The sequence below is a fragment of the Flavobacterium humi genome (assembly GCF_004745595.1).
GTDB lineage: Bacteria > Bacteroidota > Bacteroidia > Flavobacteriales > Flavobacteriaceae > Flavobacterium > Flavobacterium humi.
On sequence record NZ_SRLH01000006.1, the window covers coordinates 135,677 to 150,756 of the forward strand.

Sequence of the window (15,080 nt, forward strand, 5' to 3'; positions counted from 1 at the left end):
TTATTATTTCATAGATAATTGTATTTTCGCCCACTGAATAAAAAATAATATTTAAAAAATGGCAGTTTTATCAAAAATTAGACAACGCTCTTTTCTAGTTATCGCGATAGTAGGATTAGCATTATTTGCATTTATAATCGGAGCATTGATTGAAAACGGTGGTTTTGGCCAAACGTCAAGAAATGCCGGGACTATTAACGGAGTAGACGTTCCTTTTGAAGACTTTAGAATTAAAGTTGACGCAGCTCAAAAAAGCCAGCAAGGTATGTCTTTGATGCAAGCGACTAACGGAGTTTGGGAGCAGGAAGTAAAAAGAGTTTTGCTTGAAGGACAATACGAAAAATTAGGTTTGAGAATTGGGAACGACCAATTGATCAATGTAATTAAGGAAGATCCTCAATTTGCGCAAAACCCACAATTTCAAAATGCTGCCGGTAAATTTGATAAAGGGAAATTCAACGAATTTATCGCTTCGATAAAAAATACATCTCCTGAAAGATGGCAGCAATGGCTGGAGTATGAAAAGCAATTGTCGGCTTTTGCTACTGAGCAAATGTACAACACCATGCTGAAATCAGGTTTTTATACTACTCAGGCCGATGGTAAATTCAATTACGAATTGGAAAACAATAAAGTTACTTTTGATGTAGTTTCTGTTCCATATTCTACAATTGATGATAAAAAAGTGGAGCTTACAGATGCTGAGATCACCGCTTACATGAAAAAAGACGAGAAGAAATACAAAGCGGATGAAACCCGTGAGATCGAATTCGTAATGATCGAAGACAAACCTTCTGCACAGGACGAAAAAGAAGTTAAGGATAAAGTTATGGGATTGTTGAATCCTGTTGCCGATGATCCGAAAACACCTGAAGTAGACGAAAGCAAGGTTGGTTTTACCAATGCGCCTAATGTTGTTGATTTTGTGAATGCAAATTCTGATATTAAATACGATTCAACGTATATCGCTAAGAAAGATTTACCGGTGGAACATGCAGAAGCGTTATTCAATACTGCTCCTGGACAGGTTTACGGTCCTTATATGTTTGGTAATTACTATTGTATTTCCAAATCTTTAGGAAAGAAATCAGCTGTAAATGTTAAAGCAAGTCATATCTTGATCTCTTACAAAGGAGCTGCAAGATCACAGGCGACCAGAACTAAGGAAGAAGCCCAGGCTAAAGCAAACCAGCTTTTGGCGCAGGTAACTGCAAACCCATCTTCATTCCCAATGGTTGCTTTTACTAATTCTGATGATTCTTCAAAACAACAAGGAGGGGATTTAGGGTATTTCTCTAAAGGGCAAATGACTAAAAATTTCGAAAATTTTGTTTTCGGGAACCCTGTTGGAAAGATCGGTTTGGTTGAAACGGAATTCGGTTACCACATCATTAACGTAACAGACAAGCAAGACGGTATCCGTTTGGCTACTATTGCTCAGAAAATAGCGCCATCTGAAGCGACAAGCGATGCGGTTTTCACCCAGGCGACCAAGTTTGAAATGGCGGCTAATGAAAAAGCTTTCGATGTTGCGGCAAAAGAATTGAAATTAACAGTTGCTCCTGTTGCTAAATTAGGTGCCCTAGATGAAAATATCCAGGGAGTAGGAAGCCAAAGGGAAATTGTTCGTTGGGCTTTCGGAGCTAAAGAAGGTGATGTGAAACGTTTCAATATTCCTGCAGGGCATGTTGTAGCACGTTTGAAAAAAATAAACGAAGCCGGCTTGTTGCCAATCGAAGATGCGAAAATGGCCTTTGGTGCTAAATTAAGAAATGAGAAAAAAGCGGAATTGATCAAAGCTAAAATGACCGGTGCAACTCTTGAAGCGGTTTCAAAAGCGACTGGTTCTCCTATCAAAGAAGCGAAAGATATCGTAGCTACCAATCCTTATATCCAAACTATCGGTGCTGAATCAAAAGTGGTTGGAACAGCATTCTCATTGAAACCAGGCGTAGTTTCTCAAGCTATCGACGGAAATTCGGGAGTATTCAAAATCAGAGTGAAATCATCTGCTAAAGCTCCTGCTGTTGCGGAATATAAAGATATCATCACACGATTGAACGGCCAATCAAGAGGTTCTGTTCAAGGAAGAGTATACAATGTCTTGAAAGATGATGCTGATATTAAAGATAACAGAGCTCAGTTTAACTAATAACAGAGTAAAGGAATAAATAAAAAACCGCCCATATGAGGCGGTTTTTTTTATTTCGTTTTTTTATAAAATCATTTCTTCATATGGGATTACGGTTCCATAGCCCCGATCTTTAAAATATGATACGGGATCCTGCTTTGAAATGGCCAGGATAAAATCACCGCCCCAGGCACCAAGGCTTTTGATTACACCGTCGAAATCTGGAAACAAGGCCTCCTTGGCTGTCTGCATTTCCAGGAAATTACTCAATTCGATTTCGTGCTTTTGGAGCTCAAGGGCAAATTCTTTGGGGTGAGTGGCTTGGAGTACCGTTTCGGTAATCTGATTTATTTTAGGGATAAGCTTGGTTATATCGCCCTGCTTGTTGTAATAATTGGCAATGGCGGTCCTGCTGTTTTGTTTTTTATTCAGATAAACGAAATAAATTTTGTCGGTAAAGGCCGGTTTGAAGTCCGCAGGGTGTACTATTGGTTTTCCGTCAATTAATTGGTACGTAATCGGAAAATCGTTCTGGGCACAGGCAATATCGTAACCGCTTCCGCCAAAACTGTTCCTAAGCAAAGTATAGGCATCGATGGCAAGCCATTGGGCGATATTGTTGATTAGGGTTGAGGAAGTACCCAAACCCCAAAACTTAGGGAAAGTCAATGTGGTCTGGATGTGGTATCCATCCGATTTTATAATAAAATCCGGAGCCAGCAGATAGGCTTGGTGAAGGATTTCCGTTAAAGTGTTTTGGATAGCATTTCCCGTATCGGGTTTATCTTTTGCTATGATAGCAGCAAAAGGAATGGCCGATTCGAACCAGATACTCCCGTCTGCATCGAAGCTTTTCCATTGGATGGTTTTGTCGCTTCCCTCTTCGATAACCATGTTTTGCCCGTATTTTGTAGGCAACGCCAATGCTTTTGCCCCGTCAAGAACCACGTATTCGGCTGTAAGGAGTAGTTTTCCGTTGCTGTAGAACGTTTTTTTCATAATATGGGCTGTTTTTCAATAAGCAGGTCCCTAGCCCCGATAGCAATGGAAATCCTGTGGTTGGGCGATGCGGGAGCAATCGCGCAAAAACAGATTGCAATGGATAGCGGGAAATAGCTCCTGATTTTTATTTTCTCAGGTTTTCAATAAAATCAACTACCGCCGAATGCGATGCCGTATGTTTTTCGAAATGCTTCAGCACTTGTTTGCGTTCGTTTTCGGTGGTCTGGAATTGGTTCAGGATGTTCATCAAATGCATTTTCATGTGCCCTTGTTGGATTCCGGTGGTTGTCAGGGAACGCAAAGCGGCGAAATTCTGGGCCAATCCGGCTACGGCGACAATTTCCATTAATTCGTGCGCGGATGGTTTTCCTAACATTTCGAGTGCCATTTTGGCCATCGGGTGTAATGAGGTCAGCCCGCCGATGGTTCCTAGCGCCAGAGGGATTTCCATCCAGAAGGTAAAGATCCCGTTTTCGACTTTGGCGTGCGAAAGGCTGGAATACCTGCCATCTCGGGAAGCATAAGCGTGGACACCGGCTTCAACGGCCCTGAAATCATTCCCGGTGGCTAACACCACGGCGTCTATCCCGTTCATAATCCCTTTATTGTGGGTAACGGCGCGATAGGGTTCTATTTCGGCGATTTTTACGGCCCGGACGAATTTTTCGGCAAATTCTTCCTGGGAAATGTTTTTTTCTTCTTTTAAATCTTCGACCGGACAGGAAACTTCGGCCCGGACAATGCAATTAGGGACGTAATTCGATAAAATGCTCATTACGACCTGTATGTTTTTTTCTGTTTCGGAAAAAGCGGCAAACAGCTGGGCTTCTTCCTTCAGTGTTTTGGCAAACTGCTCCAGGCAGGAATTGATGAAATTGGCGCCCATGGAATCCTTGGTCTCAAAAGTGGCATGGAGCTGGTAGTAGTTTTCCAGTTCGGCAGTTTTGTCGCGCAATTCGATATCCAAAATGCCGCCGCCGCGTTTTTGCATGTTTTTAGTGATGCTTTCGGTTTGGGAGAACAATTTTGGCTTGACCTGGGTGAAAAAATCCTGTAGTTTCACTGCGTCTCCCTGAAAGATAAAATGGACCTGGCCGATTTTTTCGGAATTTAAAACCGTCGCTTTAAATCCGCCTCTGGAAGCCCAGAATTTAGCAGATTTACTGGCTGCGGCCACTACGGAGCTTTCTTCGATGGCCATCGGAATGGTGTGGTTTTTTCCATTGATGACAAAATTTGGGGCCACGCCAAGAGGCAAGTAAAAATTGGTCAGGGTGTTTTCGATGAATTCGTCGTGCAGTTTTTGCAAATCAGCATCGGAATTCCAGTATTTTCTGATTGTTTCTATCGCTTGGTCAGCGTCTGCAAAATGGGTCGAAGCGATCCAGTTGATTTTTTCTTCCTTCGATAATTTCGAAAATCCCGCAATGGCTTTTGTCATGTTGACTTGTATTAATTGAGATGCAAATATAAGGGTTGAAGTTCAATTTTTGGCCCGAAATCGTTGCTGAAATTAATTTTTAAGAGGCCTGATTCTGCATTTAACAAAATTTAATGAGGTTATGTGCTATTTTTTCACTAAAATTGGGCGTTTTTTATCATTACATCACATGAAAATAGTACAAAAATTACTTTTATTTCTCTTATTTGCTTCGTTTTCAGCGATAGGACAACAAAAAATTACACTTGAGGAAATATGGAGCGGCGCTTTCAGGACGCAGGGAATGACCGAATTGGAAGCGATGAAGAACACCAACCAGTACACTGTACTCAATGCAGACAGGGCTTCTAATTCTTCGCAAATCGATTTGTATGACTTCGCTACCTTAAACAAGGTTTCGACCCTTATTGATTCCAAAAATTTCCCGGAACTGGAAGGGGTTGACAGTTATACGTTCAGTAAAGACGAAAAGAAAATCCTGATCGCCAATAATTCGGACCAGATTTTCCGCCATTCGTTCGTTGCGGACTATTTCATTTACGATACGGCGTCCAAAACGCTGACAAAATTAGCGGACCATAAAGTGCAGGAACCGACTTTTTCTCCTGATGGAACCAAGGTTGGATATGCCTACCAGAATAATTTGTATGTGTATGATATAGCTTCAAAAAAACAGACCCAGATTACGACAGACGGAAAGAAAAATGCCGTTATCAACGGTGTTACGGATTGGGTTTATGAAGAAGAGTTTTCTTTTGTACGTGCTTTCGACTGGAATGCTGCAAACGACAAAATTGCCTATATCCGTTTTGATGAAACTGACGTTCCTGAATTCTCCATGGATATGTACCTGCAAGGGTTGTACCCAACAAAAGATACTTTCAAATATCCGAAAGCGGGAGAGAAGAACGCGGTTGTTTCCCTGCATATCTATGATGTGAAAACAGGAACTACAAAGAAAATCAATTTAGGGAATTACAATGATTTCTATATCGCCAGGATGCAATGGACCAACGAAGCCAATACGTTATGTGCCCAGGTGCTCAACCGCCATCAGGACAATCTTGACCTGCTGTTTGTTGACGGTAATTCGGGAGTAGCCAAAGTGGTGCTGAACGAAAAGGACAAAGCTTATGTAGATGTGACCGATAACCTGACCTTTTTAAAAGACAACAGTTTTATCTGGACTTCCGAAAAAGACGGGTTTAACCATATTTACCATTACGATAAAAACGGGAAGCTGAAAAACCAGATCACGAAAGGGAACTGGGAAGTGACCAGTTACTATGGTTTCGATGAAAAATCAGGGACTATTTATTACCAGTCGGTAGAGAACGGTTCTATTAACCGTGATGTGTACAGCATCAAGCTCAACGGGACCGCTAAAACCCGCCTAACTTCCATGACCGGTACAAACAATGCGACTTTCAGCCCTAATTTCCAATATTTCATTAATTCGTTTTCGAGTGCTAAAAACGCGCCGAGGTTTACGTTGAACGAATCCTCCACAGGAAAATTGATCAAGACGATTGTTTCCAATGATGCTTTGGAAACGAAATTGTCCAAATACTACGATTTGCCTTCCAAAGAATTTTTCGAGGTAACGACTTCAAAAGGTAATAAATTAAATGCCTGGATGATCAAACCGAAAAATTTTGATGCTTCCAAAAAATATCCTGTATTCATGTATCAATATTCCGGCCCGGGATCGCAACAGGTAAATAACGACTGGAACAGTTCCGACGATTATTGGTTTATGATGTTGGCCGAACAAGGTTACATTGTGGCTTGCGTGGACGGACGCGGTACTGGTTTTAAAGGAGCCGAATTCAAGAAATGCACCCAAAAGGAATTAGGGAAATTTGAAGTGGAAGACCAGATCGAAGCAGCAAAAGTATTCGGAAGCTATGCGTATGTGGATAAATCAAGAATCGGTATTTTCGGCTGGTCGTATGGAGGTTTCATGGCTTCGAATTGTATTTTCCAGGGTGCCGATGTTTTTAAAACCGCCATTGCCGTTGCCCCGGTAACGAGCTGGAGGTATTATGATAGCATTTACACCGAAAGATATATGCAGACGCCGCAGGAAAATGCCAGCGGTTACGATAACAATTCACCGATTAACCATGTGAGCAAGCTGAAAGGGAATTTCCTTCTGATCCATGGAAGCGGGGATGACAATGTGCATGTGCAGAACACTATGAAAATGGTGGAAGCCCTTGTACAGGCCAACAAACAATTCGATATGGCGATCTATCCGGACAAAAACCACGGTATTTACGGCGGGAAAACGCGTTTGCAATTGTATACCAAAATGACGAATTTCATCAAAGAGAAACTATAATTTTTTTAAATATTTTACTAACCAAAAACAATAAAATGAGTGAAACAACAGTAAAAAAAGGACATCCAAAAGGGCTTTGGGTACTATTCGGAACGGAGATGTGGGAACGGTTCAATTTCTATGGAATGAGAGCATTGCTTACATTGTTTATGGTAAATTCTCTATTGATAAAAGAAGCTGATTCAGCAATTATTTATGGTGGGTTTTTAGCTTTATGTTATTTAACACCGCTTTTAGGAGGTTTTATCTCGGACAGATTCTTCGGGAACAGAAACTGTATCATGCTTGGCGGAATGATGATGGCCGTGGGCCAGTTTTTATTGTTTTTAAGCGCTTCAACATTTTCGACTAACTTAGGAGGTGCCAAAACTTTTATGTGGTTGGCTTTGTTTATTATTATTTTCGGTAACGGATTTTTCAAGCCGAATATTTCCAGTATGGTAGGAAGTTTGTATCCAAAACAAGAAAAAAGCAAACTGGATTCTGCCTTTACCATATTTTATATGGGGATCAATATTGGGGCATTTTTGGGTCAATTCATCTGTCCTTATTTAGGAGATGTAAAAGATGATGCGGGTGTAAGGGATATCTTTGCATTCAAGTGGGGTTTCCTTGCCGCTTCTATTGCCATGATCATCGGGACAATAACGTTCTTTATCCTTAAGAATAAATATGTAGTGACTCCTGAAGGAAGGCCTATTGGAGGATTGCCAAAACACAATACTACCGAAGATTTTGAGGATGGTGAAACGCAAACGGCACATTTTACAGGTAAATCAATTGGTATTGCTATTGCATTATTTGCGGCTCTGTTTTTTGTTTTCCGATATTTATTAGTGGGTGAATTTGGTGTTACTTCTGTAGAAATGGGCCAGTTGATTAAAGGGATTATCTATCCATTTATCTATTCTGCCGGTATTGCCTTAGCGTATTTAATTATGAGTTCTGCAGAAAATAAAGTGGAAAGACAAAGAATATGGGTAATTTACATCGTATCTTTCTTTATAATATTTTTCTGGGCAGCATTTGAACAGGCAGGTTCTTCATTGACGTTCATTGCTGACAATCAAACGGACAGACATATCTTCGGTTGGGACATGCCTCCTTCCATGGTGCAGATTTTTAATGGGTTATTCGTAGTCGCATTGGCTTTGCCTTTCAGTTTGTTATGGGATAAATTAAGAGCCAAAGATAAAGAGCCGGTTTCTCCCCTAAAACAAGCAATTGGTCTTGCTTTGATCGCTTTAAGTTATTTTATCATTGCGCATAACGTAAAAGATTTGGGCAACTCGGGATTATTAGCCATTAAATGGTTGATGTTATTATACTTAATCCAAACTATGGGTGAGCTTTGTTTATCTCCTATCGGATTGTCATTGGTAGGTAAATTGGCCCCTAAAAGATTTGCATCGTTGCTTTATGGTGTATTCTTTATTTCAAATGCTGCCGGATATGCTTTGGCGGGTTCATTAGGAGCTATTATCCCTGCAACAGGAGATAAGTTTGCAAAAGCATCAAAATTAGGAGTAAACCTTCAGGATGTATTGGATAAGAAGATAACGCTAACCCCTGAGCAGGTTGCTTTATTTGAAAAAGAGCAATTGCCTCTCGCAAATACTTCATTTGCAGGGTTTGAAATCCATAATTTATATGAATTCTTCATGGTATTTGTTGTTCTTTGTGGTATTGCAGCTGTAATCTTGGCAATACTCTCTCCGCGTTTAAAGAAAATGATGAACGGAGTACAATAACTCTATTAAAAAATATTTTTATATCTTTCAAGCCTGTAACGTTGTTGCAGGCTTTTTATTTTAATACCAGGAAAATTATGTGGAAAACTCACCCGAAAGCGTTGCCTTATTTGTTTTTGTCTGAAATGTGGGAGCGTTTCGGTTATTATCTGATGATTGGGATTTTTACGCTGTACCTAAAAGATGTGCAGACAGGATTCGCCATGACCGAAAAAGAAGCCGCCGACCTATACGGGACTTACATCGCACTGGTTTTTTTAACGCCATTTATCGGAGGCCTTGTCGCAGACCGTTACCTGGGCTATCGAAAATCGATTATCATTGGAGGTATCCTCATGTCTGCCGGTTATTTTATGATGGGAATCCACAGCATTACCATGTTGTATGTCGCGATGACCTTTGTCATTGTAGGAAATGGTTTCTTCAAGCCGAATATTTCCACGTTGCTTGGGAATTTCTATAATGAAGAAAAGTTTAAAGAAAAGAAAGACGAAGGGTACAACATATTTTATATGGGAATCAATCTTGGGGCTACGATCTGTAATTTCTTCGGTGCCGTGCTCTATAACGCTTACGGCTGGTCGTGGGCTTTTGCGGCGGCTGGAGTAGGGATGCTGATAGGTGTTATGGTTTTTATGTTAGGAACCAAACATTATGTTGGCAAGGACGAGAAAAAAGGAGTGCAGGAAGGGGATATGCCTTTCTGGAAGATTGTGGCTTTCATCCTGGTGCCTTCTGTTGTTTTCGGGGTGATTGGGTGGATGCTTAAAGGTGTGGCTTCAGATGCCAATCCGGACAGTTACATTTTCGGTTCCGATAGCACGGATGCCTTTATTTTTGCCTGCATACCCGTTATATTCTTTTACGGAAGTTTGTATTTCAAGGCGAAAGAACAGGACAAAAGGCCTATCGGTGCTTTATTGGCTATTTTTGCGGTAGTAATTCTTTTCTGGGCTGTATTTAAATTGAACGGTTCGGCTTTGACAACCTGGGCAGACCGTTATACAGACAGAGAGCTGACTGGCGTTTCAGAATCGGTGTTCAGCGGGTTGAAACTATCCAAGGAAGTCGAATTCAAAAAAGATTCCATCGAATTGTACGATGAAAATTTCCGCCTTCAGAAAGAAAACGGGATTGTACAGAAAGAAGTCAATTATCCTTTATATTTCAGGAATGTGGCCGAAAACAAAAAACCGGCTGAAGGATCTAAAATAAGCCTTTGGGCTACCAATCTCAGCCAGTCGATCAACCCGTTCTGGGTCATTGTACTCACACCATTGGTCGTTGCTTTTTTTACTTTTTTGCGCAACAGGCAAAAGGAACCGAGCACGCCTACCAAAATCGCTTTCGGATTACTCATTTCCGCCTTGTCGGTTTTAGTGATGGTCGCTGCTGTCAAAATGGGCGATAACGGAACCCAGAAAGTAAGCGTTTGGTGGCTGGTGGCAAATTATGGGGTAATAACCATAGGGGAATTGTTCTTAAGCCCGATGGGATTGTCGATAGTGTCCAAACTAAGCCCGGCAAACATCACATCTTTAATGATGGGAGGATGGTTCCTGGCTACGTCAATAGGAAATAAATTAAGCGGTGTCCTGGCCAGTATGTGGGATACCTATGAAAATAAAGCGGATTTCTTCTGGGTAAATTTCGGGTTGCTGCTTTTTGCGACCCTTCTGATGTTTGCCTTGCTGAAACAGTTGAATAAAGTAATGAAAGAAAAAGGAATAAATTAAAAACATGGAAAATAAATTAACAATTGAACAAATTCAGGATTTTGAAGGGAAGTACCCAAAACAGCTTTGGTATCTATTTACCGTAGAGATGTGGGAGCGTTTTTGCTTCTATGGGATGCGGGGCGTACTTACTTTTTTTATGGTAGACCAGTTGCTGCTTAAAGACGATGCTGCAAACCTGCAATACGGTGCAATCCAGGCTTTTGTTTATGCTTTTACTTTTATCGGAGGGATATTTGCAGACAAGGTTTTAGGATTCAGGAAGTCTTTGTTTTTTGGAGGGATGGTGATGATTTTAGGGAATTTGTTGATTGCTTTTGCACCACAGCAGTTGTTTTATTTCGGGATTGCCTTTTCCATTATCGGGACAGGTTTCTTTAAACCGAATATTTCTTCCATGGTTGGGGAATTGTACCACGAAGGCGACGGAAGGAGAGATGCCGGCTACGGAATGTTTTACGCTGGGATAAATATCGGTGGATTGCTGGGCGGAGCCCTGTGTATTTATTTAGGGAAATACTATTCATGGTCACTTTGCTTTCTTGCAGCCGCCATCGTAATGACTTTAGGGCTGCTTACCTTCTTGTTTACCAAAAAACACCTTGGTCCAATCGGGGATTCTCCGTTATTGGCACTTCCGGATTCGAAACGTAAAATCAGGGAGATTTCGGTTTATTTAGGGTCGTTGTTGAGTATACCTTTGATTTTTATCATGGTAAAAAATACGGATTATACGGATTATTTCATGTATTCCATCGGTATAATTGCGGTGGCTTATTTTATGTATGAAGTCATCAAAACAGGGAATACGAGTGTGCAGAAGAAACTTATGGCGGCCTTCCTGTTCATCTTCTTCTACTTTTTGTTTAATGCGATTTATGAGCAGAGCGGCGGGTCGCTTTCGTTGTTTGCCAAAGATAATCTGAGCCATAATCTATTGTTCTTCAACATTGATCCTAATGTGGTAAACAATAGTTCCAATACACTGTTTGTAGTGGTCTTAAGTCCAATAATCGGATTGTTGTGGCTGTGGCTTGCCAAGATAAAACTGGAACCGAACACCTTGATAAAATTCGGAATCGGGTTTTTATTCCTTTCCGCCTCGTTTTATATCTTTTATTATACTAAGTTTTTTGCCAATGCCGAAGGGATAACTTCTTTGAATGTATTTACCTTTGCATACTTTGTCACAACTATCGGAGAGTTATGTTTAGGACCTATCGGGATGTCGATCATTACCAAACTGGCCCCGAAAAAATTATTCGGGATGATGATGGGATTGTGGTTCCTTGCCAGTGCTTTCGGGCAATTGGCAGCCGGTAAACTGGGCGCTGAAATCTCAAGGTCAAACGAAGGGGCGACCTTGCTTTCCAAATTGCAGTCCTATACCGAAGGGTATTATCAATTGGCTGTATATTCTTTGGTAGCCGGGATTATTTTGATTGTGGCAAGCCCAATGATAAAAAAACTAATGCAGGGAGTGAAATAAAATTTGTAACTTCGGCATTGTTTTTGATATTTATATAAAAAAAATACTCATGAAGAAAATACTTTTAGCACTGTTTTTGTTGCTAGGAACCTTATCAATACAAGCGCAGGAGATTAGATGGATGTCACTGGATGAAGCATTGGCCAAACAAAAGAAGAACCCAAAGCCTATCCTTATGAATGTATATACAGATTGGTACGGGCCGTGTAAGATGATGGATGCCAATACCTTTCATGATGCTGCGGTTGCTGATTTTATCAATAAGAATTATTATGCCGTGAAGTTTAACGCCGAAGGGAATTCTTCTGTAAATTACCAGGGCACCACATATACAAATCCTGGCTATGACCCGAACAGGAAAGGAAGGAACAGCGCGCACGATTTGACAAAGTTCCTAAAAGTGCAGCAGTATCCGTCCATTTTTGTTATTGGCAAGACAGGAAGCGTTCAAACATCAATTGTAGGGTACAGGACACCGGAGCAATTATTAAGCGATTTACGATAATCAATAAAATAGTTTTTAACCATAAATTTTGAATATATGAACAATTTTAAATATGCCTTGTTTTCAGTTCCGTTACTGATCGTTTTATGGTTAACTCCATTTCATGCTCCAAAGGCAAACAAAGCAGAAGGGACCGAGCTTGTCTGGTTGACTAACCTGGAAGATGCCCAAAAAATCTCTAAAAAAACAGGGAGGCCTATTTTTGCTAATTTTACCGGAAGCGATTGGTGCGGATGGTGCCATAAATTAGCCAGGGAAGTCTTCAATACGCCGGAATTTAAGGAATGGTCAGACAAGAATGTCGTATTGCTGGAATTGGATTTTCCAAGGAATAAAGCCCTGGACGAAAAATTGAAAGCTCAAAACAATTCATTATTGCAGTTTTTCCAGGTGCAGGGATTCCCGACCATTTGGGTTTTTACTATGGAAATGGATAAAACCACCAATAAATACACGATAAACCCAATTGGTAAGACCGGTTATTTAAACGGAGGCCCGAAAGTTTTTACCGAATCGGTTGATGGTATGATCACGCAATACAAAACACAACAGAAGGAAAAATCCAAAGAGGAGAAAACGTCCAAAAAATCATAAGGATCCCAGGGATTCAATAACTATAAAATCCTTTTTCATATGTACTGTGAAAAGGGATTTTTTTATGCCTGCAGGTTTCCTTCCATGTCGTTACATAGCTTTTATAATTGGAAGCATCGGCGATAATTATTTGCGGTTTTTGTACCATGAGCAATCTTTCCAGGTTTATTTTAGGTGATTCCCTCAAAAGAATGACATCCGCCTGGCCCGAAGTATTGTAAATCCCAGATTTATCGATGACCAACGTTTTGGTATTATGGGAAAAATACGTGTTTTTAAGTTTCTTTACAGATTCTATTGTACAGAAATGGGCGGTTGCGTATGATTGGACCATTTTCCTTTCAAAACTGTTTTCCGGCAAGCTGTCATTCGTAAAAAGGACGATCTTCTTACCGCTACGTTGTGCCATGATGGTTTTCTTAGGGGTATTAAACACAATATATTCTTCTTTGTTTTCCTCGGTCCAATGCGTACCGATAATCACGGCCTGGAAAAGTAGTATACAGCAAGTGGCAAAAGTGATTTTGCCGAAAGAAGGTTTGCTGAACCACAAAATCCAACTAATCAGGGCCAAGTAAGCCAAAAGAAGCAAAGAAAATGATAAAGGGATGTCTTTGATGACGAAACTTTCAACCGAAGCCACCCATTTGATAAAACCGTTCATGATCGTAATGCAAAATTCCACAGTTTTGGATAATACTATCGGGACAATATCAAAATAAGCTAGGACCATTAAAAGCACTCCTAAAGCCATAACCACTGATAAACAAGGAATCAGCACTACATTCGTTACAAAAAACAAACCCGGGAATTGATGGAAATAATAAATACTTAAAGGAAATGCCCCAATCTGTGCGGCAAATGAAACCGTAAGGATATCCCAAAAATAAACCGCGATTTTGTTTTCCGGCTGCCAAAGCGCCTTGAGTTTAGGCTGTAGCCAAAGGATGAAAAACAAAGCGATGTAACTTAACTGAAAACCGACATCAAATAAAAACAACGGCTCAGCCAGCAAAATCAAGAACAACGAAACAATAAGAGTATGATAGGTATTGGTTTCCCGGTTAAGGAGCATTCCCATAGCCAGGAAACTGAACATTGTGGCAGACCGGACAACAGACGGCGCCAATCCGGCAACCAATGCAAAAAGCCATAGGGAAATCAGTACGATTGTAAACCGAATGGTGTTTCCCCATTTGTTTTTAGGCAGTGGTTTTAGGAGAAAAGTCACCAGGAGCAGTATAAAACCGACATGCAATCCGGAAACAGATAATATATGGACTGCGCCTGCATATTGGTAATCCCGGAGGACTTCCGGGGAAATATCCTGTTGCTGGCCTAAAATCAAAGCGGTAACCACGGCAAGTTCTTTCTTTTTAAACCCGTTTTTGGACAGGTTCCCAATGATGGTATTCCGAAACTCCGAAGTATAATACCAAACGTCTTTTGTTAGTTCAGGATTGACTGTCAATTCACGTTTTTTTGTAAACATTTGAGCGTAAATGCCTTTGGTTTCCAGATAGCGGCCATAATCAAACTGGTCCGGATTGCCGGGTTTGAAATTTAGGGCCAATTGCCCTCTGATCAGGAGTTCGGTTCCGGGGATAAATTCTTTACTATCCGTATCTTTTTTTATATTCAACAGGATTTTGCCGCTCTGCTGCGTATGGTCAACCTGTTTTATTTCAGCAATATAGCGGGTATTTTTTGTAGAGTTTTTTAATTTTTCCCGAATCAAAACCCGAATGGAATGCCTGTTCTCAAAAGTAGCCGAATTGTGCATGTAATGATCTTTCTTGTTAGTATCGTTATGGATAATGGTTGTTGTGATCCCGATGCAGAAAAACAAACTATACAGACAGATGGAAAAGAGAGGTTTCGGCCGGTATTCCTTACGGTTTTGTATATAGGCAACCCCAAATGCGATCCCGGATACGCCAAGCAAACCAAAGCCGATACTACTGCTGAATTTCGAATAATAGGCTGTGATTATGCCCATGATAAACCAGGTTGTGATTCGTACAACCGGAAATTTTAATACCTTCATGAGAGCAAGATACTAAAAAAATGTAAGAAAAATAGTCGCT

10 protein-coding genes are annotated in these 15,080 nt (G+C 40.7%); 7 read left to right on the forward strand and 3 right to left on the reverse strand.

The window, feature by feature from the left end; all coding sequences use genetic code 11:
• Positions 1-58 precede the first annotated feature (58 nt).
• Complete coding sequence (locus tag E4635_RS12035; RefSeq protein WP_135526947.1) at positions 59-2,152, forward strand: peptidylprolyl isomerase; 2,094 nt, start codon at positions 59-61, stop codon at positions 2,150-2,152.
• 63 nt (positions 2,153-2,215) lie between these two features.
• Here E4635_RS12035 and E4635_RS12040 read toward each other — a convergent pair whose 3' ends face one another.
• Together E4635_RS12040 and E4635_RS12045 are read right to left on the reverse strand one after the other, a co-directional pair.
• A complete protein-coding gene (locus E4635_RS12040) occupies positions 2,216-3,130 on the reverse strand; it encodes a GYDIA family GHMP kinase (protein WP_135526948.1) in 915 nt (304 codons plus the stop codon).
• A 127-nt stretch (positions 3,131-3,257) separates the two neighbouring features.
• Positions 3,258-4,586, reverse strand: a complete 1,329-nt coding sequence (locus E4635_RS12045) for a hydroxymethylglutaryl-CoA reductase, degradative (protein ID WP_262710643.1) — start codon at positions 4,584-4,586, stop codon at positions 3,258-3,260.
• 157 nt (positions 4,587-4,743) lie between these two features.
• Between E4635_RS12045 and E4635_RS12050 the strand changes: the two genes are divergently transcribed.
• From E4635_RS12050 to E4635_RS12075, 6 genes are all read left to right on the forward strand, one after another.
• Positions 4,744-6,918 carry a S9 family peptidase gene (locus E4635_RS12050; protein WP_135526950.1) on the forward strand — a complete coding sequence of 725 codons (2,175 nt, stop codon included), beginning with the start codon at positions 4,744-4,746 and terminating at the stop codon, positions 6,916-6,918.
• A 35-nt stretch (positions 6,919-6,953) separates the two neighbouring features.
• The gene (locus E4635_RS12055) at positions 6,954-8,669 is read left to right on the forward strand and encodes a peptide MFS transporter (protein ID WP_135526951.1); all 1,716 of its coding nucleotides are present in this window, start codon (positions 6,954-6,956) and stop codon (positions 8,667-8,669) included.
• A 77-nt stretch (positions 8,670-8,746) separates the two neighbouring features.
• Positions 8,747-10,405 carry a peptide MFS transporter gene (locus tag E4635_RS12060; RefSeq protein WP_135526952.1) on the forward strand — a complete coding sequence of 553 codons (1,659 nt, stop codon included), beginning with the start codon at positions 8,747-8,749 and terminating at the stop codon, positions 10,403-10,405.
• A 4-nt stretch (positions 10,406-10,409) separates the two neighbouring features.
• Entirely contained in the window at positions 10,410-11,894 is a 1,485-nt protein-coding gene (locus tag E4635_RS12065) for a peptide MFS transporter (protein ID WP_135526953.1), read from the forward strand.
• Positions 11,895-11,943: 49 nt separating this feature from the next.
• Positions 11,944-12,399: a thioredoxin family protein gene (locus tag E4635_RS12070; protein ID WP_135526954.1), complete on the forward strand. Its 456-nt coding sequence runs from the start codon at positions 11,944-11,946 to the stop codon at positions 12,397-12,399.
• 36 nt (positions 12,400-12,435) lie between these two features.
• Positions 12,436-12,993 carry a thioredoxin family protein gene (locus E4635_RS12075; RefSeq protein ID WP_135526955.1) on the forward strand — a complete coding sequence of 186 codons (558 nt, stop codon included), beginning with the start codon at positions 12,436-12,438 and terminating at the stop codon, positions 12,991-12,993.
• 13 nt (positions 12,994-13,006) lie between these two features.
• Here E4635_RS12075 and E4635_RS12080 read toward each other — a convergent pair whose 3' ends face one another.
• On the reverse strand, positions 13,007-14,992 hold the full coding sequence (locus tag E4635_RS12080; RefSeq protein WP_246020769.1) for a ComEC/Rec2 family competence protein: 1,986 nt from the start codon (positions 14,990-14,992) through the stop codon (positions 13,007-13,009).
• Positions 14,993-15,080 lie beyond the last annotated feature (88 nt).

What these genes read in the sequence shown, in the direction of transcription:
- E4635_RS12035 (WP_135526947.1), top strand. Translation starts at nt 59, where the DNA reads ATGGCAGTTTTATCAAAAATTAGACAACGCTCTTTTCTAGTTATCGCG.
- E4635_RS12040 (WP_135526948.1), bottom strand. Translation starts at nt 3,130, where the DNA reads ATGAAAAAAACGTTCTACAGCAACGGAAAACTACTCCTTACAGCCGAA.
- E4635_RS12050 (WP_135526950.1), top strand. Translation starts at nt 4,744, where the DNA reads ATGAAAATAGTACAAAAATTACTTTTATTTCTCTTATTTGCTTCGTTT.
- E4635_RS12055 (WP_135526951.1), top strand. Translation starts at nt 6,954, where the DNA reads ATGAGTGAAACAACAGTAAAAAAAGGACATCCAAAAGGGCTTTGGGTA.
- E4635_RS12060 (WP_135526952.1), top strand. Translation starts at nt 8,747, where the DNA reads ATGTGGAAAACTCACCCGAAAGCGTTGCCTTATTTGTTTTTGTCTGAA.
- E4635_RS12065 (WP_135526953.1), top strand. Translation starts at nt 10,410, where the DNA reads ATGGAAAATAAATTAACAATTGAACAAATTCAGGATTTTGAAGGGAAG.
- E4635_RS12070 (WP_135526954.1), top strand. Translation starts at nt 11,944, where the DNA reads ATGAAGAAAATACTTTTAGCACTGTTTTTGTTGCTAGGAACCTTATCA.
- E4635_RS12075 (WP_135526955.1), top strand. Translation starts at nt 12,436, where the DNA reads ATGAACAATTTTAAATATGCCTTGTTTTCAGTTCCGTTACTGATCGTT.
- E4635_RS12080 (WP_246020769.1), bottom strand. Translation starts at nt 14,992, where the DNA reads ATGGGCATAATCACAGCCTATTATTCGAAATTCAGCAGTAGTATCGGC.